Source organism: Anaerofustis sp. NSJ-163, assembly GCF_024135845.1.
In the GTDB taxonomy this organism is placed as follows: Bacteria; Bacillota; Clostridia; order Eubacteriales; family Anaerofustaceae; genus Anaerofustis; species Anaerofustis butyriciformans.
Window position 1 is genome coordinate 1 of sequence record NZ_JAMYJV010000001.1, and the last position, 20,145, is coordinate 20,145.

General features: G+C 30.1%; 15 protein-coding genes, 1 pseudogene and 2 riboswitches. Of the genes and pseudogenes, 11 read left to right on the top strand and 5 right to left on the bottom strand.

Annotation, left to right across the window (positions count from 1 at the left end; genetic code table 11):
- On the top strand, positions 1–1,089 hold a 1,089-nt coding region (locus tag M6G78_RS00005; protein WP_253229199.1), incomplete at its 5' end, for a sugar-transfer associated ATP-grasp domain-containing protein.
- 25 nt (positions 1,090–1,114) lie between these two features.
- On the opposite strand, the gene M6G78_RS00010 is transcribed toward M6G78_RS00005, so the two are convergent.
- The 5 genes from M6G78_RS00010 to M6G78_RS00030 all read right to left on the bottom strand — a co-directional run bounded on the left by M6G78_RS00010 (position 1,115) and on the right by M6G78_RS00030 (position 6,049).
- Complete coding sequence (locus M6G78_RS00010) at positions 1,115–1,579, bottom strand: TspO/MBR family protein (protein ID WP_253229200.1); 465 nt, start codon at positions 1,577–1,579, stop codon at positions 1,115–1,117.
- Positions 1,580–1,716: 137 nt separating this feature from the next.
- Complete coding sequence (locus M6G78_RS00015) at positions 1,717–2,067, bottom strand: hypothetical protein (protein ID WP_207734475.1); 351 nt, start codon at positions 2,065–2,067, stop codon at positions 1,717–1,719.
- Positions 2,067–2,420 (bottom strand): PqqD family protein, encoded by a 354-nt coding sequence (locus M6G78_RS00020; RefSeq protein WP_253229201.1) that lies wholly within the window; start codon positions 2,418–2,420, stop codon positions 2,067–2,069. The genes M6G78_RS00015 and M6G78_RS00020 overlap by 1 nt, the downstream gene beginning before the upstream one ends.
- A 75-nt stretch (positions 2,421–2,495) precedes the next feature.
- Positions 2,496–4,397 (bottom strand): OPT family oligopeptide transporter, encoded by a 1,902-nt coding sequence (locus M6G78_RS00025; protein WP_253229202.1) that lies wholly within the window; start codon positions 4,395–4,397, stop codon positions 2,496–2,498.
- Positions 4,398–4,591: 194 nt separating this feature from the next.
- Entirely contained in the window at positions 4,592–6,049 is a 1,458-nt protein-coding gene (locus M6G78_RS00030; RefSeq protein WP_253229203.1) for an aminoacyl-histidine dipeptidase, read from the bottom strand.
- 172 nt (positions 6,050–6,221) lie between these two features.
- On the opposite strand from M6G78_RS00030, the gene M6G78_RS00035 reads away from it, so the two are divergent.
- From M6G78_RS00035 to trmL, 10 genes and pseudogenes are all read left to right on the top strand, one after another.
- Positions 6,222–7,154 carry a DUF1848 domain-containing protein gene (locus tag M6G78_RS00035; protein ID WP_253229204.1) on the top strand — a complete coding sequence of 311 codons (933 nt, stop codon included), beginning with the start codon at positions 6,222–6,224 and terminating at the stop codon, positions 7,152–7,154.
- 14 nt (positions 7,155–7,168) lie between these two features.
- Positions 7,169–8,173 carry an asparaginase gene (locus tag M6G78_RS00040; protein WP_253229205.1) on the top strand — a complete coding sequence of 335 codons (1,005 nt, stop codon included), beginning with the start codon at positions 7,169–7,171 and terminating at the stop codon, positions 8,171–8,173.
- 176 nt (positions 8,174–8,349) lie between these two features.
- Positions 8,350–8,437, top strand: a riboswitch (glycine riboswitch).
- A 114-nt stretch (positions 8,438–8,551) separates the two neighbouring features.
- The gene (locus tag M6G78_RS00045) at positions 8,552–9,985 is read left to right on the top strand and encodes a sodium:alanine symporter family protein (RefSeq protein ID WP_138269387.1); all 1,434 of its coding nucleotides are present in this window, start codon (positions 8,552–8,554) and stop codon (positions 9,983–9,985) included.
- 144 nt (positions 9,986–10,129) lie between these two features.
- Complete coding sequence (locus tag M6G78_RS00050; protein WP_253229206.1) at positions 10,130–10,720, top strand: AAA family ATPase; 591 nt, start codon at positions 10,130–10,132, stop codon at positions 10,718–10,720.
- A complete protein-coding gene (locus M6G78_RS00055; RefSeq protein WP_253229207.1) occupies positions 10,720–12,093 on the top strand; it encodes an MATE family efflux transporter in 1,374 nt (457 codons plus the stop codon). Before M6G78_RS00050 ends, M6G78_RS00055 begins: the two co-directional genes overlap by 1 nt.
- An 86-nt stretch (positions 12,094–12,179) precedes the next feature.
- Positions 12,180–13,253 (top strand): glycosyltransferase family 2 protein, encoded by a 1,074-nt coding sequence (locus M6G78_RS00060; RefSeq protein ID WP_253229208.1) that lies wholly within the window; start codon positions 12,180–12,182, stop codon positions 13,251–13,253.
- A 199-nt stretch (positions 13,254–13,452) separates the two neighbouring features.
- Positions 13,453–14,115, top strand: a pseudogene (locus tag M6G78_RS10310) (hypothetical protein); the annotation flags it as partial.
- A gap of 661 nt (positions 14,116–14,776) precedes the next feature.
- Positions 14,777–14,860: riboswitch (ZMP/ZTP riboswitch) on the top strand.
- 39 nt (positions 14,861–14,899) lie between these two features.
- A complete protein-coding gene (locus M6G78_RS00070) occupies positions 14,900–16,075 on the top strand; it encodes a phosphoribosylaminoimidazolecarboxamide formyltransferase (protein WP_253229209.1) in 1,176 nt (391 codons plus the stop codon).
- Between the two features lie 176 nt (positions 16,076–16,251).
- The gene (locus M6G78_RS00075) at positions 16,252–19,479 is read left to right on the top strand and encodes a heavy metal translocating P-type ATPase (protein WP_371922812.1); all 3,228 of its coding nucleotides are present in this window, start codon (positions 16,252–16,254) and stop codon (positions 19,477–19,479) included.
- A gap of 191 nt (positions 19,480–19,670) precedes the next feature.
- Positions 19,671–20,138 (top strand): tRNA (uridine(34)/cytosine(34)/5-carboxymethylaminomethyluridine(34)-2'-O)-methyltransferase TrmL, encoded by a 468-nt coding sequence (gene trmL, locus M6G78_RS00085; RefSeq protein WP_253229210.1) that lies wholly within the window; start codon positions 19,671–19,673, stop codon positions 20,136–20,138.
- Positions 20,139–20,145: the final 7 nt, after the last annotated feature.

The following is a 20,145-nucleotide window of genomic DNA, read 5'->3' on the forward strand; positions in this document are numbered from 1 at the left end:
CTTTCAATAAAATTTCCCAAAGAGCAGTTAAAAGACTTTATTACAAATAAGGATACTACATTTAAAGAAAAAATATGGGCAAAAAAACATGGTTTTATATCTTACAGATTACATCAATATGGAATAAATGATGAGAATTATAATAATTATATTTCTGATTTTGAGTATAGATGGTTAAGACATATAAATAATGAATACAGAAAATGGATGGAAGATAAAATAACCGTAAAGTATATTTGTTCTGATTATAATAATTGTTTTCCTGAATACTATTACCATATAATTCTAAAAAATGGAAATAATAAAGTTATTTCTATGATGGATTGTCCTGAAGGGTATACAAATACTTTTGAAGATATTTTTAAACTTGTAAAAGAAAAAAAATCACTTGCTTTAAAACCCGATGAAGGTTCTCATGGTGACGGATTTTATAAATTTGAATATTTAGACGGTAAATACTATCTTAATCATGAACAAGCAAAAAAAGAAGATGTTCTTAATATTTTAAAAGATGTTAATAATCAATACTTAATAACTGAATATATAAACATGCATCCTGTAATTAAAAATATATATTCAGGTGCTGTTAATACAATACGAATGATTGTATTTAAAAAAGATGGTAAAAATCCTCAAATTGGGAATGCTTATATGAGATTTGGATCTAAAAGAACCGGTGCCGTAGATAATATGGGGGCAGGGGGGATGTTTGCAAAAATTGATATTGAAACAGGAAAATTTTACGATGCAAAAATAATTGAAGATAATGAAATTAAACCATGTTTATATCATCCTGATACTAATGTAAAAATAGAAGGTTATTTGCCAAACTGGGAAAAGATAAAACAGACAGTTTTGGATGTTGCAAGAAATATTCCCGAGCTTGAATATTTTGGATTTGACCTTGCAATAACGGAAAATGGAATAAAATTTCCGGAAATAAATAGGTTCCCTGATTATCCAGCTATTGAAAAATTATCTCCAAAAACTATGGATTATTTACTATATAAATTAAAAGAGAAAAAAATTTCTTATGGAGATGAGAATTTTAGAGGGAAATATAGTATAGTTAAACTTCCTTTAAGGTAAAAAAGCTTCTTAATTGAAGCTTTTTTTAATTTAAAAGAATAATCATGAAATTTAAGTATCCTGCAAAAGTAACCCATAAAAGATATGGGATTTGCAAATAACCTGCAATAGGATTAATTTTATAAAAAGATATAATCATTTTTAAGATAAAAAGCCATAGTATTATTAAAATAATAAATGAAAGTATAAAATTATTATAATTGAAGAATATTATGCTCCATATAAAATTTAAAATTAGTTGAATAATATATATTTTTTGAGCATTTTCTTCTTCTTCTCCATCAAAAAATGATATAAAGTATGCACTGATTCCCATTAAAATATATAATATCGTCCAAACAATAGGAAAAATAAACCCTGGGGGAGATAATACAGGTTGATTTAGATTTATATATATATCCATACTATCTTTTGTAAATAGTGCCGACACCCCTCCTACAAGAAGAGGTATTAAAATTGATAAAAGAAGTTTTTTATAATTAATTTTCATTTTTCACTCCTAAAGTTTATATAATTAATTTATGCTAAAATTATATAAATATGAATTTTAAAAGTGAATAATTAAAATTTTTATGTATTTTAAATATTTAAACTTTATAAAAAAAAGATATCGAAAGATATCTTTTTTTATTTAAGTTTATAAACGAATCTTCCATTTTCTTTCTCTTTTATTAACATATCATTTTCAATCATAAAAGAGAGAATAGAAGTTGTAAAACTTACTTTATCCGTTACGCCCAAACGGTTTTTAGAGAAAGGCTGGCTTACCTGAATATTTTTTACTACTTCTTGTATTTCTTTTTTTGATAAAGGACCTTTTTGTTTGATTGCCTTTTTTATTTTTGAAACGGCTTTTGAATATAACATATTCATTAAATCTCTTTGTTGTCGAGATGCACGCCATAGCCCCCATCCATAAATTAGCATTGTTGCAACCATAAATAATAATAAATATGGTAGATAATGTAGTATTGACATTAATCAATCTCCTTCCAAGTTATAAAATTATGATTTTGAAGGATTTCCAAAAATTTAATTAATCTAGATAAGCTTTTTTCCATTTTTGGATAATGAGCATCTAATTTTTGTGAAATTTGATAAACTGTACTTTCACCATCTATATTAAGCCAAATAAAACTTCCGTATTCATCTAAAGAGATGTTGCTGGTTTTAGGTTTATGAAAAAATTTTTGTGCAATTTTATTATAAAAACCAACCCAGTCTTTTTTTATAATTACAATACCATTTTCATCTGTTTCATATTCCATTTGAGGATTTTTGATTGGAATAAATTCAAGATAATTATTATTTTTTTTATTAGATTTACTCATTTATGGAGTTCCTTTCATTTTTATAAAAAGATGTAACTTATTTTATAAGTTACATCTTTTTATTATTTAAAACATTTAAGCTTGTTCTTTTTTATCTTTCTTTTTTAAACAAACCATTACAAGAGAAACAATTAATAGTGCAAATACTACTAAGCTTCCTATTTGACCGATGCTAAATGCTTTAGAAACATCGATTGCTTCTGCTTTGTTTACTACAGCAAGAACAGCAAGAACAACACCCATTAAACCTTCACCGGCGATTAAACCAGATGTATATAATGTACCACGTTCAACAGATTCTTTCTTTTCTTCTTCGCTTACTTTTCTTTTATCCATAGCTAAACGAACAAGACCACCTGCCATGATACCAGCACTTAAGCTGAATGGTAAGTACATACCAACTGCAACAGGTAAAACAGGTACACCTAAAATTTCAATTACGATTGCAACACCGGCACCTGCAAAGATTAAAGCCCAAGGTAATTGTGCATTCATTATACCTTCAACTATCATTTGCATCATAGTAGCTTGAGGTGCAGGGATTTCAGCAGAACCGTAACCCCATGCTGCATTTAATAGGTATAATACATAACCGATTGCAGCAGCTGAAGCAATAACACCGATGATTTCACCGATTTGTTGTTTCTTAGGAGTAGCACCAAGAATGAAACCTGTTTTTAAGTCTTGAGAACAGTCTCCGGCGATAGCTGCGATAACACAGATAATAGCACCGATAGCAATAGAACCAACCATACCATCAACACCTGTTGTTCCTGTAGCTTTAAGAAGAATAGTTGCAATAATTAATGTTGCAATAGCCATACCAGAAACAGGGTTGTTTGATGAACCGATAAGTCCAACCATTCTTGATGAAACAGTTGCAAAGAAGAAACCGAAGATTACGATAATTAATGCTCCAAGGAAGTTAACTGGGAACATCGGAAGTAACCAGATAGCAACAGCAATAATTAATAATAAAATTAATAATACTGGCATTGGTAAGTCGGTTTCTGTACGAAGTGTATTTTGGCTTGTAGCTTTTTTACCCATACTCTTCATAGCTTGAGAGAATGTTTTAACAATTAAAGGTAAACTTTTGATTAAGCTTATAATACCACCTGTAGCAACCGCACCGGCACCGATGTATTTTACATATGTACCCCATAAGTCACTTGGTGCTAAAGATGAAATAACAACATCTCCAGGGAAGATTGTTGCATCAGCACCGAATAGAGCAATTATAGGCATGATTACAAACCATGATAATGTACCACCGGCAAGCATGTAGCTTGAAATTTTTGGACCACAGATATATCCAACACCTACTAATGCAGGAAGTACTTGGATACCAATTGCCGAACCTGCGTAACCTTTAATATCATATCCGATTTCACTTGGGAAAACTTTCATTCCATCAGCAATGAATTTATATAAAGCAGCAATACCAAGGCCTGCAAATACAGTGCTTGCTTTGCTTCCTCCTTCTTCTCCCGCAAGTAAAACTTCAGCACAAGCTGTTCCTTCTGGGAAAGGTAATACTCCGTGTTCTTCAACAATTAAAGCTTGACGAAGTGGAACCATGAAAATTACCCCAAGGATACCACCAACAAGTGCTATAAGGAAAATTGTTATTATGCTTGGAGCTGAAATAATACCTTCGTTTGCCCATAAGAATAAGGCAGGTAATGTAAAGATAGCTCCTGCGGCAACAGATTCACCGGCTGAACCAATTGTTTGAACCAAGTTGTTTTCAAGAATTGAATCACGGCGTAAAATAACTCTGATAATACCCATAGAAATAACTGCCGCTGGGATTGATGCAGAGATTGTCATACCAACTCTAAGACCAAGATAAGCATTTGCAGCACCGAATACTATTGCTAAGATAATACCAATAAGAATTGATGTAACTGTAAATTCAGGTGCAACTTTATCTGCTGGTATATACGGTTTAAAATCGTTATGTTTGTCAGACATAATTTAACCCCTTTCTTTTAATTTTATTATAGACAATCAAACTGAATTATATAATAAATTTACATAAAAGTAAATATATTATTAATTTACAATTAAAAATGATAAATTTTTACAATTCTTTATTAAAAATGCGTAAAGCTATTCTTAAATTTAAGAATAGCTTTGATGATAATATTTAATATTAAATTAATTTTTTAAGCATTTGCTTCTTTTTTTAGAACATCGCATAATAATTCATAAAATCTTTCAAATGAATCAAGAGGAATTTCTTCATCAGGTGTATGAACGCCTCTGATTGTAGGTCCAACTGCAATTGCATCAAGACCTTCAATTGATTCTGAGAATAAACCACATTCTAATCCTGCATGGATAGCTTCGATTTTTAAATCTCCACCGAATAATTCTTTGTAACTTTTTATAAAAGTTTCTCTAATTGGAGATTCTTCTTTAAAACTCCAGCCAGGATAAGCACCTGCGATATCACAATTAAAACCAAATGTTCTTGCTAATAAGTAAAGTCTGTCAGTTGTATCGTCTTGTAATGAAGCAACTGAACTTCTTGGAGCAAAAACAATTTTTGCAACATTATCGTTTGTGCTTACTACACCAAGGTTTAGAGATGTTACTACAAATCCGTCCTGTTTAAGATTTCTTTTTAATACTCCGTTTGGCGCTAAGTATACAGCACTTACAAGATTTGTTGCATCTTCTTTACTTAATACGTTAGTTTCTCCTTCTTCTTTTGTAACATTAACAACAAAATCAGGTTCAAAAGGTACAAGTTCTTCAGAAAATTCTTTTGATAATTTATTAACTATTTCTTCAACTTTATTTACTTCTTCTTTGTTTTCTATTAATAATTTAGCTTCGCTGCTTCTTGGGATTGCATTGTCTTTACTACCGCCGTTAAATGAAGCAACATATGTATAAGTATTACTAATAACTCTATTTATTAATCTTGCTAACAATATATTTGCATTTTGACGTTCTTTATTAATATCCATACCTGAATGTCCGCCTAAAAGACCGTCTACGCTTACTGTTAAAATTGTACCGCTTTTATTTTCTTTAACAATATCTTTACTTAAAGTAAATCTCATTCCGCCTGCACAGCTTACAGTTGCGATACCTTCTTCTTCAGAGTCAAGATTAATCATTGTTTTTGCATTGATTTGAGATTTGTCTAAATGATCAGCTCCGCCAAGACCTGTTTCTTCTTGTGTTGTAAATACACATTCAAGATCAGGATGAGAAAGAGTTTCATCATCTAAAATTGCAAGCATTAAAGCAACGGCAGCTCCGTTATCTCCTCCAAGAGTAGTTCCGTTTGCAGTAATTATTCCATCTTTAACAATAATATCAATACCGTCTTTTGTGAAATCATGATTTGAACTTGAAATTTTTTCGCAAACCATGTCAGTATGACCTTGAAGCATTATTGGAGCTTTATTTTTTGCATCTTTACTTGCAGGTTTTTTTATAATTACATTAAACAATTCGTCTTGGTAAACCCATAAATTTCTTTCTTTTGCAAATTCAACAAGATAGTCACTTATGCCTTTTTCATTGCTTGAACCACGAGGAATTGCGCTTATTTCTTCAAAAAAATTAAAAAGTTTTTCAGGTTTGTAACCTTTTATTTTGTAGTCCATTTTTGTACCTCACTTATATATTAAATTTTTAATTAATTTATTTAATTAATTTACAATTTACATCTATTATATAAAAAAATTTAAAATAATACAATATTAATAAAAATTTGGTAAAAAAACAAAATATTTGTTATATTTTAAATAATGAATAAAAAGTTAAAGAGGCTAGAAGATGATACTTAGTGTAAGCAGGAGAACAGATATACCTTGTTATTACTTTGATTGGTTTTTAAATAGGTTAAAAGATGGATATGTTTATGTTAGAAACCCTATAAATAAAAAACATGTAAGTCTTATTGAGTTTAATGATAGGAATTTAGATTTTATTGTTTTTTGGTCTAAATATCCTATAAAAATGTTAAATAAAATAAATGAATTAAAAAAATATGATTATTATATACAATATACAATTACAGGATATGGAAAAGAAATAGAGCCTTTTTGTAATAATAAAGATGATATTATTGATATATTTAAAAAACTTTCTTTAAAAATAGGAAAGGAAAAAATGATATTAAGATATGATCCAATTTTTATAAATAAAAAATATGATGCAAATTTTCATATATTATTTTTTGATTATTTATGTAAAAATTTAAATGGTTATACAAATACTGTTGTTATAAGTTTTTTAGATATATATAAGAAAATAATAAAAAGTATAGAAAAATATGATATAAGATCTTTAAATGAAAATGAAATAATGTATATTTGCGAAAATATATCAAAAATAGCTAAAAAGAATAATATGAGGGTACAAACATGTTCAGAAATAATTGATTTATCAAATTATGGAATTGAGCATGGAAGTTGTATTGATAAAAAACTTATTGAAAAAAATATAGGGTGTGATTTGGATATAAAAAAGGATAAAAATCAAAGAAAAGAATGTGGATGCGTTGAAAGCATAGATGTAGGTTGTTATGATACTTGTCAAAACGGATGTATTTATTGTTATGCAAATCAAAACAGTAAATTAGTAAATAAAATATCAAATTTATATAATGTTAATTCACCTATATTATGCGATAAAATAAATGAAAATGATATAATAAAAAAACGTGAAATAAAATCATTTAAAAATAGTCAATTGAGACTTTTCTAAAATAAGGAGATAAAATGAAAAATATTTTACTTATAACAACAGGCGGAACTATTGCATGTATAAACACAGAAAATGGATTAATGCCATATGTTAGGGCAGAAGATATTCTGAAATATATACCAGAAATAAAAAAAATATGTAATCTAACTTTTAAACAGTTATTTAATTTAGATAGTACAAACATTCAGCCTGAGCATTGGTGTCAGATTGCAAATGTAATAAAGGAAGAATATGATAATTATGACGGATTTATAATTACACATGGCACAGACACAATGTCATATACTGCATGTGCATTATCTTATTTGATTCAAAATTCAAAAAAGCCAATAGTAATAACAGGCTCTCAAAAGCCTATTAACGAAACAATAAGCGATGCAAAGAAAAATTTAACAGATAGTATACGCTTTTGTTTAGATGAACAAAATTATGGAGTTTATGTAGTTTTTGACGGTAAAGTAATTATAGGTACGAGAGCAAGAAAAGTAAGAAGTAAAAGTTACAGTGCTTTTGAAAGTATTAATTATCCTATTTCTGCATTTATTGATGGAGAAAGAATTGTAAAATATGTTGAAAAAAATGAAAAAGAAAGCAGTATAAAATTTTATGATTGTTTAAAACCTTCCGTTTTTGTATTAAAACTTATACCAGGTATTGAACCCGATATACTTGATTATATTATGGATAATTATGATGCTGTAGTTATTGAAAGTTACGGAGTCGGGGGAGTTCCTTTTCATAATAAAAGAAATTTTCTTGATAAATTAAAGAAATATACAAAACAAGGCAAAATTATTGTTATTACAACACAGGTTATGTTTGAAGGAAGCGATGCAAAGCTTTATGAAGTAGGGAAAAATATAATGAAGGAATATAATGTTTTAGAATCTTTTGATATGACCGTTGAAGCTGTATGTATTAAACTTATGTGGATTTTATCTTTAACAAGTGATTTTAATAAAATAAGAGAACTTTTTTATAAAAAAATAAATTTTGACATCTTAACAAAAGAAAATTAAAAAATTATGAAAAAAATGTAATAAATGTTTGAAATTTTCAGAAAGTTCATATATAATAATATGCGTATGAAAATTTAATAATAATTTAGGACAAAAGAAGTTTGTAGGAAAATAGGCTTTGCCTTACCGAAGGAGTAAAACTCTCAGGTATTCAAATTTGAATGAGGACTATAAACGGATGTGGCTCTGGAGAATCTCTATGGAGTGCCGAAGGTGCAAGATGTTTTACATTAATCTCTCAGGCAAAAGGACAGAGTATAATAAAATTATTTTAATATTTTTTATTATGTAATGTTATTTTATTTAGAGTATTAGAGTCAAATATGTTTATTTGGCTCTTTTTTTATCTTTTGTTCTTTATTAGAAAGGTGTTTTAATATGTTGGACAATTTTACTGAACTTCTTGTTAAAATCAATGACTTTGTATGGGGAACTCCTTTGATTGTTTTGATAATGGCAGGGGGAATATTTTTAACTTTAAGATTGGGATTTACTCAAATTCGTAAACTACCTTTGGCTTTAAAGTATATGGTAAAAAATGAAGAAGGCGGAGACGGAGAAGTTACCTCTTTTGGTGCTTTGTGTACAGCCCTTTCAGCAACAATAGGTACAGGTAACATCGTAGGTGTTGCAACCGCAATATGTGCGGGAGGACCTGGTGCATTGTTTTGGATGGAGCTTGCTGCATTTTTCGGTATGGCAACAAAATATTCTGAAGGTCTTTTGGCCGTAAAATACAGAGTTTTGGATAAAGATAATCATGCTCTAGGGGGACCTTTTTATTATATTGAAAGAGGAATGGGTGAAAAATGGAAATGGCTTGCCAAGATATTTGCTTTTTTTGGGATTTGTGTTGGTTTGTTTAGTATAGGGACTTTTACTCAGGTTAATGGTATTGCATCTGCAGTGAATAATTTTTTTGACCCTAATATGGCATGGACTGTTACAATACCCGGTATAGGAACATATTCTTGGACAGTTGTTATTTCATCTTTGATTCTTACAGTTTGTGTTGCACTTGTTTTAATAGGAGGAATTAAAAGAATTGCAAGTGTATCTCAAGTTGTCGTGCCGTTTATGGCTGTTTTGTATTTTGTTGTTTGTCTTATTTTAATGATATGCAATATAACTGAAATTCCAAATGCAATTATGGTTATAATAAAGGGAGCATTTAATCCTTCTGCCGTAACTGGGGGTATAGTTGGTAGTATGATTATTGCGGTACAAAAAGGGGTCGCAAGAGGTATTTTTTCAAATGAATCAGGTCTTGGATCTGCTCCTATAGCCGCAGCTGCCGCTAAAACAAAAGAACCTGCAAGACAAGGTTTGGTTTCAATGACAGGAACATTTATAGATACAATAATAATATGTACTATGACAGGATTATCTATAATCTTGACAGGAGCGTGGCAAGTGAGTGGGCTTGAAGGAGTTGAAGTAACTACATATGCATTTAATAACGGACTTCCTTTTTCTCCACAAATATCATCATTTATATTAATGATTTGTCTTGTATTCTTTGCTTTTACAACTATTTTAGGTTGGGATTATTATTCTGAAAGATGTCTTGAATATTTAAACGGCGGAAACAAAAAAGCATTACTTACATTTAGATGGATTTATATTTTAGCAATATTTATTGGTCCATATATGACAGTAAAAGCTGTTTGGACAATTGCTGATATATTTAATGGTTTAATGGCAGTTCCAAATATGATTGCACTATTTGCATTAAGCGGTGTAGTCGTTAGTGAAACAAAGAAATATTTTGATAAAATGAAAAAAGAAAAAGAATCTAAAGTTGAGGCTTAGTAATTTTAAAAGAAAGAGTGAAAACTCTTTCTTTTTTTTTGCTTAAGTTGCTTTGTTGACAAAAATATTTTTTTATCATAGAATTAAAAATAATAAAAAATTATATAAAAATGTGTTCGTGTTTATGGAATGGGAGGTGTAAATATGAATACAGTTATTACAATAGGAAGAGAATACGGTTCAGGAGGACGTCTTATAGCAAAAAAAGTTTCTAAACTTTTAGATATTCCTTTTTATGACGAGGAACTTATAAATTTAATTGTTCAAGAAACAGGTCTTGCAGCTGATTTTATAAGAAATGCCGATACAAGAAATCCAATAGGATGTTTTTCAAATTTGAGTTTTAGTTATGATAATTTACCTGTTGAGGGACAGCTTCTTGTTTCAGAAGCAGATATTATAAAAAAAGTGGCAGATAAAGGACCTTGTATTATTGTTGGTCTTTGCGCTGACTATATTCTAAGACACAAAGAAAATTGTGCAAGAATATTCGTAAGTGCACCATTTGAAGAAAGAGTGAAACGTGTTAAGGAAGATTATCACGTAGAACAAAAAAATATTGAACATTATGTAACAAAAATAGATAAATCTAGAGCTAAATATTATAATTATATTACAGATGAAAAATGGAATGTAGCAAAAAATTATGATATGGTTTTAAACAGCACAATAGGTTTGGATGAATGTGCACAGCTGATAAAAGCGTTAGTTGAAATAAAGGAGAATAAAGCTTAATGGATGAAAAAGAGCTTGTTATAGACAAAAGAAAAGAGAATAAAATGGGGGTAATGCCTGTAAACAAGTTACTTGTTACTATGTCACTTCCTATGATGGCATCAATGCTTATACAGGCTTTATATAACATTGTTGACAGTATGTTTGTTGCGATGTTAAGCGAAAATGCATTAACTGCGGTATCTTTGGCTTTCCCGATACAAAACTTTATGATTGCAGTTGCAGTAGGTACGGGAGTAGGTGTTAATGCTTATTTATCAAAATGTCTTGGAGAGAAGGAGTTTGATAAGGCAAATCAAGCTGCAAAAACAGCAATATTTCTTGCAGCAATTAATTATATTATATTTTTAATATTTGGAATTTTTGGTTCAAGAGCCTTTTTCCTTTCTCAGACAAATATAACAGATATTGTAAATGACGGAACAATTTATTTAACCATATGTACCGTTTTATCTTTTGGAGTATTCTTTCAAATAGCATTTGAAAGACTGTTACAATCTACGGGAAAAACAGTTTATAATATGTATATGCAAGGTCTTGGAGCAATAATAAATATAATATTAGACCCTATAATGATATTTGGGTTATTTGGATTTCCAAAAATGGGAGTTGCAGGAGCTGCTCTTGCTACAGTAACGGGGCAAATTATAGCTGCTATTGTTGGGTTTTTGTTTAATCATTATAAGAATCACGAGATAGATATAAATTTAAAGGGATATAGACCTAATTTATCCATTATAAAAAGGATTTATTCTGTTGGTATTCCTTCGATTATCTTATCATCATTATCTTCAGTTATGACCTTTGGAATGAATAAGATTTTAATTACATTTTCATCTACGGCAACAGCGGTTTTTGGAGTATATTTCAAACTTCAAAGTTTCGTTTTTATGCCTGTGTTTGGATTAAATAACGGTATGGTGCCTATTATATCGTACAATTACGGAGCGAGAAAGAAAGAAAGAATAATGAAAACTTTCAAACTTAGCATTTTTTATGCCGTTGGGATTATGTTTGTAGGTTTTTTACTATTCTTGTTCTTCCCAAAAGAACTTCTTTCTGTATTTAATGCTTCAAATACAATGATGAGTATAGGTGTTCCTGCACTTAGAATAATAGGAATAAGTTTTGTATTTGCAGGTTTTAGTATTTGTACTCTTTCTATGTGTCAGGCTTTAGGGCATGGGTTGGAAAGTTTACTTATATCAGGAATAAGACAGCTTGTTGTTCTTCTTCCTGTCGCTTATGTGCTTTCAAAAATAGGAGGACTTAATTTAATATGGTGGTCTTTTCCTTTTGCAGAGATTATCGCTGTATTCCTTTGTGTCTTCTTCTTATCGAGAATATACCAAAAAGAAATTAAGAATTTATAAAATAAAGGGTATTTACCCTTTATTTTTTTAACGTTTTTTCATCATATTTCATATTATATATAAACTCTCAAAAAGGAGGTTTTGTTTTGGTAAGCATAAGTTTATGTATGATAGTAAAAGATGAAGAAAGTGTTTTAAAAAGATGTTTAAAAAGCATTAAAGATATTGTTGATGAAATTATCATAGTGGATACAGGTTCGAAGGATAGAACAAAAGAAATTGCAAAAGAATTCACAAATAAAATATATGATTATGAATGGGTAGATAATTTTTCAAATGCAAGAAATTTTTCTTTTTCAAAAGCTACAAAAGAATATATTTTATGGCTTGATGCAGATGATGTAATACTTGATGAAGATAAAAAGAAATTCATAAAAATGAAAGAAAACATGAGTAATGATATAGATGTTGTAATGATGAAATATAATACGTCGTTTGATGAGAATGGCAATGTCGTTTTTTCATATTACAGGGAAAGATTAATAAAAAATATTCATAAGGATATGTGGAACGGTTATGTTCATGAGGCAATAGTTCCTTTTGGAAAAATAGAATATTCTAATATTGCCGTTACTCATAAAAAAATAAAGAAAAGCTACAGTGACAGAAATATAAAAATATTTGAAAAATTATTAAATAACGGGGTTGTTTTTTCTCCAAGAGAACTATTTTATTATAGCAGGGAACTTCTTTATCACAATAAATTTAATAATGCAATTGATGGATTTGAAAAGTTTTTAAATATGGATAACGGATTTTTGGAAAATAAAATTGATGCTTTAAGGATGATGTCTTATTGTTATAAAAATATAGGACAAACAGATAAAGAAATTGAAGTATTGTTTAGGACATTTAAGTATGATACTCCAAGAGCGGAAGTTTGTTGTGATATAGGAAATTATTTTGTTAATATAAATAGATACAATGATGCAATTTATTGGTATAAAGCGGCACTTAATTGTAGTAGAAAGGATACTTTAGGGGGATTTATTTTAGAAGATTGTTATGGATATATTCCTTTAATTCAACTTTGTGTATGTTATGACAAAATCGGTAACACAAATTTAGCAAATGAATATAATGAATTAGCAGGCATTATAAAGCCTGCTGGTAGAGAATATATGATAAACAGAGAATACTTTAAAAATATATTTTCTTAAAAGTAAAATAAGGAGTGAAAATATAATGTATGATTTTGATTATAACAGTTTTTTAGAAGGTAACGATAATTCAAATTGTTGTAAACATTCTAAAAAAAATAATTCATGCAGTATGAAATCAAATGAATATTATCCCTATACAAATAATAATCAATCTTCTTGCTGTTATACTCCCAAAAGTCATAATTGCTGCGTAGTAACCGGCCCAACGGGGGCAACAGGAGCTACAGGTCCGAGAGGTCCAAGAGGGTGTCCAGGACCAACAGGGGCAACTGGTACAACCGGACCACAAGGACCAAATGGTAATAGTATAATAGGTCCTACAGGAGCAACTGGTGTTACAGGTCCAACAGGCCCAACCGGCCCAACGGGAGCTACAGGAGCAACAGGTTCAGGGGCGACAGGTCCAACCGGCCCACAGGGACCACAAGGACCTCAAGGGATACAAGGTCCTACAGGTGCAGGTGTAACAGGAGCAACGGGACCAACAGGAGCTCAAGGTCCCCAAGGTCCCCAAGGTGTTCAAGGTCCTACAGGAGCAACAGGTGTTACAGGTCCAAGTGGAGCGACTGGTGTTACGGGTCCGACAGGCCCAACAGGCCCAACAGGTCCAAGCGGAGTAACTGGAGTTACAGGTTCGACAGGCCCAATAGGACCAACAGGTCCAAGCGGAGCAACTGGTGTTACAGGTCCAACGGGCCCAATAGGACCAGCAGGTCCAAGCGGAGCAACTGGTGTTACAGGTCCAACGGGTCCAACAGGCCCAAGTGGAGCAACTGGTGCTACAGGTTCAACAGGCCCAAGTGGAGCAACTGGTGTTACGGGTCCGACAGGCCCAACAGGTCCAAGCGGAAATAACGGTCAAGCTGCTACATTAAGTGTTGGAACAGTTACAACTTCTGCGCCTGGTACTTCTGCTACTGTTACAAATTCAGGAACACCTCAAAATGCGGTTTTTAATTTTGCAATTCCAAGGGGCGCAACCGGTATAACAGGAGCAACTGGCGCAACAGGTGCCACAGGCGCAAGCAGTTTGGATAATCCTCAAATATTATGTGCAATTGATTCTGCACCACAACCAACAACCGCAAATCAACCTATTCAATTTAACAGTAATTATTTAAATAGTGGCAGTGCAATAACTCATAGTACAAATTCTTCAAATATAACAATTTCGCAAAATGGAATTTATCAAGTTATATTTAACGTTTCTGCGGGTGCTTCAGGTTCTTCTCCTTCAGCAATAAGTATTTCGTTATATAAAAACGGAAGTGCTGTAAGTAGTGCCGTAAGTAGACAGTTTTTATCAAGTTCAGGTAATTATGCAAATATGTCTTTTTCTACGCCAATTTCAGTTACTTCAACACCTTGTGTGTTAACTGTAGTACCTGACAGCAGTGGTTTTACTTTGAGCGATGCTTCAATTAATGTTTATAAAATAGGAAATATAAATAGTAATTAAGCACTAAGAATAAATGTTTCAGATATAATATTGACTTAAAAATAAAAAAATGTTATTCTATTTTATGTTATACGACTGACGGAATAGTGGAATTAACCACATGAAGTATAATGATTATTATGAGCCGACCGTCTGGGCAAGAGCCTGGATTGGTGGGCTCTTTATTATTTTAGGAGTGTAACAAATGAAAGAAATACAGTTAAAGTATGGATGTAATCCAAATCAAAAACCTGCAAGAGTTTATATGGAAGATGGAGATTTACCAATTACGGTTTTAAATGGTAATCCTGGATACATTAATCTTCTTGATGCTTTTAACAGCTATCAATTAGTTAAGGAATTAAAAGAAGCAACAGGGCTTCCTTCTGCGGCATCTTTTAAACACGTTTCACCTGCCGGTGCTGCGGTTGGTTTGGAACTTGATGAAACATTGAAAAAAATGTATTTTGTTGATGAAAATATAAAACTTACAGGTATAGCAAATGCTTATATAAGAGCAAGGGGAGCTGATAGAATGTCTTCTTATGGTGATTTTGCCGCATTGTCTGATGAATGTGATGAAGCAACTGCACTTTATTTATCAAAAGAAGTTTCAGATGGTATTATTGCTCCTTCATATTCAAAACAAGCTTTAGAAATATTAAAGAAAAAGAAAAAAGGAAACTATCTTGTTATAAAAATTGATAAAAATTATGTTCCAAAAGAAATAGAAAGAAAAGAAGTTTTTGGTATAACTTTTGAACAAGGCAGAAACAATATAAAAATAAATGAAGATATGCTTGAAAATATTGTTACTGAAAACAAAGATATGAGTGAAAGTGCAAAAAGAGATTTAATAATTTCTTTAATAACTTTAAAATATACTCAGTCAAATTCAGTATGTTATGTAAAAGACGGACAAGCAATAGGAATAGGAGCAGGTCAACAATCAAGAATACATTGTACAAGACTTGCAGGTAATAAAGCTGATACATGGTTTTTAAGAAGCCACGATAAAGTTTTAAACTTACCTTTTAAAGAAGGCTTAAGAAGGGCAGATAGAGATAATGCTATTGACGTATATATTTCAGAGGAACATGATGACATATTAAGAGACGGAAGCTGGGAAAATGTATTTACTAAAAAACCAGAAGTATTAACAATGGAAGAAAAAAAAGAGTATTTAGCTAAAATGACAGATGTATGTCTTGGGTCAGATGCTTTCTTCCCATTTGGTGATAATATAGAAAGAGCATATAAAAGCGGAGTTAAATATATTGCTGAAGCAGGCGGCTCAATAAGAGACGATAATGTAATAGATACTTGTAACAAATATAACATGGTAATGTCTTTTATCGGTACAAGATTATTCCATCATTAAAGATAACCTCCATATGGGTTATCTTTTTTTTATATTTACTTGTTTGTTATTGCTAACATGGTGTATAATATTTATATAAAAAAAATATATTTCCTATTGACATTATAGGATTAAGTGTTATACTTTTTTTAGAATAATTAGCATATGTTAAAAACTCTAAATAGAAGGAGCATGTTATGAAAAAGGAAAAATATGATATTACCGGCATGAGTTGTTCTGCTTGTTCGTCAAGAATAGAAAAGACATTAAGTAAAAAAGACGGAGTAGAAGAAGTAAGTGTCAATCTTCTTACAAACAGCATGAATATTTCTTATGATGAAAATATAACAAATTGTAACGACATAATAAATGATGTAAAGGAAATAGGGTATGGAGCAAGTTTACATGATAAAAATATTACAAACATAAAATCAAAAAATAATGTAAGTGTAAATAATGATGAAGAAATAAAATATATGAAAAAAAGGCTTATAATTTCATTTGCATTTTTAATTCCACTTATGTATATTGCAATGTATCATATGTTTGATGGATTTTTAGGGTTAAAGACACCTGATTTTATAATGAATTTATTTCATGGAAGTAAAAATGCCATAAATTTTGCTTTTATTCAATTTTTACTGGTTTTACCTATAATGTATATGAACAGAAAGTATTATACTGTTGGATTTAAAACATTATTCAAAGGTAGTCCAAATATGGATAGTCTTATTGCTATTGGTTCTATGGCTGCTGTTGTGTATGGTGTTTTTGCAATATTTATGATTGGTCATGGTCTTGGTTATGGAGATTTAGAACTTGTTAATAAATACAGCACAAATTTATATTTTGAATCAGGAGGAATGATATTAACGCTTATAACTTTGGGAAAATTTTTGGAAACAAAGTCAAAGGGGAAAACAAGTGAAGCTATTTCAAAACTTATGAATTTAGCTCCAAAAATGGCAGTTGTAGAAAGAAACGGAGAAGAAATGGAAGTACCTGTTGATGATGTTATGAAAGGGGATATTGTAATTGTAAAACCCGGAAGTAGTTTTCCTGTTGACGGTATAATCGTAAATGGAAATACAAGTGTTGATGAATCAATGATAACAGGAGAAAGCATACCTGTTGAAAAATCAGTGGGAGATAAAGTAATTGGTGCAACAATAAACAAATCAGGGTTCGTAAAATTTGAAGCAACTAATGTGAATGAAGATACTACAATTAATAAAATTATAAAACTTGTAGAAGAAGCTAGTTCATCAAAGGCACCTATTGCAAAAATGGCTGATAAAATATCAGGGGTGTTTGTTCCTATAGTTATAGGTATATCATTAATATCTATGATTGTATGGTTACTTCTTGGTGAGAGCTTTGAATTTGCTTTATCAGTAGCCATTTCTGTTCTTGTTATTTCTTGCCCTTGTGCTCTTGGACTTGCAACACCTGTTGCAATAATGGTTGGAACGGGAAAAGGGGCTCAAAACGGAATACTTATAAAGTCAGGAGAAGCTTTAGAAATTGCACACAGCATAGATACAGTTGTTCTTGATAAAACAGGAACAATAACAAAAGGTGAACCTGTTGTTACTGATGTGTTAAATTTTGAAATTTCGAAAGAAGAGCTTTTAAGTATTGCATATTCTCTTGAAAGTGGCAGTGAACATCCTCTTGCAGAATCAATAGTTAAATATGCTAAGGATAATAATATAAACACTATTCCAAATGAAGATTTTGAAGCAATATTCGGTAAAGGTGTTAAAGCAAAAATAAATTCAAAAATGTATTTTGCAGGAAATGCATCTTTAATGAATGATATTAATGTAGATATATCTATATATGAAAAAACAATAAATGCTCTTGCGGATGAGGGGAAAACTCCTTTAATTTTTGCAAATGAGGAAGATGTAATTGGAATTATTGCGGTAGCTGATATTGAAAAAGAAAGCAGTAAAGAAGCAATTGAAAAGTTTAAAAATATGGGTATAGATGTTGTAATGCTTACGGGAGATAATGAAAGAACAGCAAAAGCAGTGCAAAAAAGGCTTTCTATTCCAAAAGTAATAGCCCAGGTTTTACCTGATGAAAAAGAAGCAAAAGTAGTAAGTATTCAAAAAGAAGGTAAAAAAGTTGCAATGGTTGGAGATGGGATAAATGATGCTCCTGCTCTTGCCAGAGCTGATGTTGGTATTGCCATAGGTGCAGGAACTGATGTTGCAATAGAAAGTGCAGACATAGTTCTTATGAAAAATAGTTTACTTGACGTCGTAAATGCTATAAAATTAAGTAAAGCTGTTATAAAAAATATAAAAGAAAATTTGTTTTGGGCATTTTTCTATAATAGTATAGGTATACCTTTAGCAAGTGGATTATTTTATACAGCTTTAGGATGGAAATTAAATCCTATGTTTGGTGCAGCGGCAATGAGTCTTAGCAGCGTATGTGTTGTAACAAATGCATTAAGACTTAAATTTATAAAGTTTGATAATGAAGATAATAAAGATGAAAAAGGAGAAGAAACAAAAATGAGCAAAAATGAAAAACAACTTGTAATCGAAGGAATGATGTGTCCTCACTGTAGTATGACAGTTGAAAAGAAACTTAAAGAAATTGATGGTGTAGAAGCATGTACTGTTGATTTAGACAAAAAAAGTGCTTATGTTAAATTAAGTAAAGATATTAATGATGATGTATTTAAAAAAGTTATAACTGATGCAGGATATGAACTTATTGAAATAAAAATAGTAAGTAAAATGAAAACATTAAAAAAGATATTTGTTTTTATAATATGCTTTTGCATCCTTGTTTCCTTTTGTTCTTGTAAAGAAGATATAGATGCTGATTCAAATTATGAACTTGGATTATCGTACTTTAAAAAACAGGATTTTTATAATACTATTGAAACATTAAAAGTTATAACTGACAATGATTTATCTTTAAATAAACATAAAAATGATGAAGCAAATATGTATTATATGTTAGGCTATTCATATTGGCAGTTAAAAAGATTTGATACTGCAACTGCATATATGGAAAAAGCAAATGAACTTGATAATAACAATGAAGAATATAAACAAGTTATGGGAAGACTTTATTATATTGTTGATGAGTTCGAGAAATCAAGACAATGTTATGAAGGTGTTTTAAAAATAAACAGTAAAAATGAAAAAGCGTATTATAATCTTGGACTCATATCCTTAAAAGAAAGTCCTATGGATACAAAAAATGCAAAAAATTACTTTGAAAAAGCAATCAATTTATATCCTGAATATGCAATGGCTTATGCAGGAATGTCTATGGCATATTATTTTGAAGGAAACAAAGAAAAGACAGATTATTATTTACAAAAAGCTATTGATTTTGGATATAACGATTTACCAGTTATAAAACAAATTCAAAATGGAGAATTAACCAAACCGTAAAACACAGATTTTTCTGTGTTTTTTTATTTTTTTAAGGAATAATATAATATATTTAGATAAAAAATAAAAAAATTTTGCATTTTATGTAAAATTTAAGTAAAATAAATATAAATACATAGTAAAATAAATTTAAAATATGATATATTATTTAAGATTTTTTTAATTTTATATAAGAAAAACGGAGATAATTTATGTTTAATATAGTTTTATTTAATCCTGAAATTCCACAAAATACAGGTAATATAGTAAGAACATGTGCTGTAACAAATTCAAGACTTCACTTAATTAAACCTTTGGGTTTTAGCATTAGAGATAAGCATTTAAAAAGAGCAGGTCTTGATTATTGGAATGAAGCAGACATACACGTTTATGAAAATTTTGATGAATTTTTAGAAAAAAACGATATAAAAAATTTATATTTACTTACAACAAAGGGAGATAAAAATTATTCTTCTTTTAGTTTTTGTGATAATGACTATTTTATGTTCGGGTCTGAAACAAAGGGGCTTCCGGATTTTATACACGAAAAATATAAGGATACAAGACTAAGGATACCTATGATACCAAAAGAGAATGCGAGATGTTTAAATTTATCCAACAGTGTTTGTGTAATTTTATATGAAGCCTTAAGACAGACAGAATTTAAACATATGAAATAAAACAAAC

Bases quoted from the DNA above. Each gene is read 5' to 3' on its own strand.
- M6G78_RS00020 (WP_253229201.1), bottom strand. From the start codon at position 2,420: ATGAGTAAATCTAATAAAAAAAATAATAATTATCTTGAATTTATTCCA.
- trmL (WP_253229210.1), top strand. From the start codon at position 19,671: ATGTTTAATATAGTTTTATTTAATCCTGAAATTCCACAAAATACAGGT.
- M6G78_RS00015 (WP_207734475.1), bottom strand. From the start codon at position 2,067: ATGTCAATACTACATTATCTACCATATTTATTATTATTTATGGTTGCA.
- M6G78_RS00055 (WP_253229207.1), top strand. From the start codon at position 10,720: ATGGATGAAAAAGAGCTTGTTATAGACAAAAGAAAAGAGAATAAAATG.
- M6G78_RS00045 (WP_138269387.1), top strand. From the start codon at position 8,552: ATGTTGGACAATTTTACTGAACTTCTTGTTAAAATCAATGACTTTGTA.
- M6G78_RS00070 (WP_253229209.1), top strand. From the start codon at position 14,900: ATGAAAGAAATACAGTTAAAGTATGGATGTAATCCAAATCAAAAACCT.
- M6G78_RS00010 (WP_253229200.1), bottom strand. From the start codon at position 1,579: ATGAAAATTAATTATAAAAAACTTCTTTTATCAATTTTAATACCTCTT.
- M6G78_RS00040 (WP_253229205.1), top strand. From the start codon at position 7,169: ATGAAAAATATTTTACTTATAACAACAGGCGGAACTATTGCATGTATA.
- M6G78_RS00050 (WP_253229206.1), top strand. From the start codon at position 10,130: ATGAATACAGTTATTACAATAGGAAGAGAATACGGTTCAGGAGGACGT.
- M6G78_RS00030 (WP_253229203.1), bottom strand. From the start codon at position 6,049: ATGGACTACAAAATAAAAGGTTACAAACCTGAAAAACTTTTTAATTTT.
- M6G78_RS00075 (WP_371922812.1), top strand. From the start codon at position 16,252: ATGAAAAAGGAAAAATATGATATTACCGGCATGAGTTGTTCTGCTTGT.
- M6G78_RS00035 (WP_253229204.1), top strand. From the start codon at position 6,222: ATGATACTTAGTGTAAGCAGGAGAACAGATATACCTTGTTATTACTTT.
- M6G78_RS00025 (WP_253229202.1), bottom strand. From the start codon at position 4,397: ATGTCTGACAAACATAACGATTTTAAACCGTATATACCAGCAGATAAA.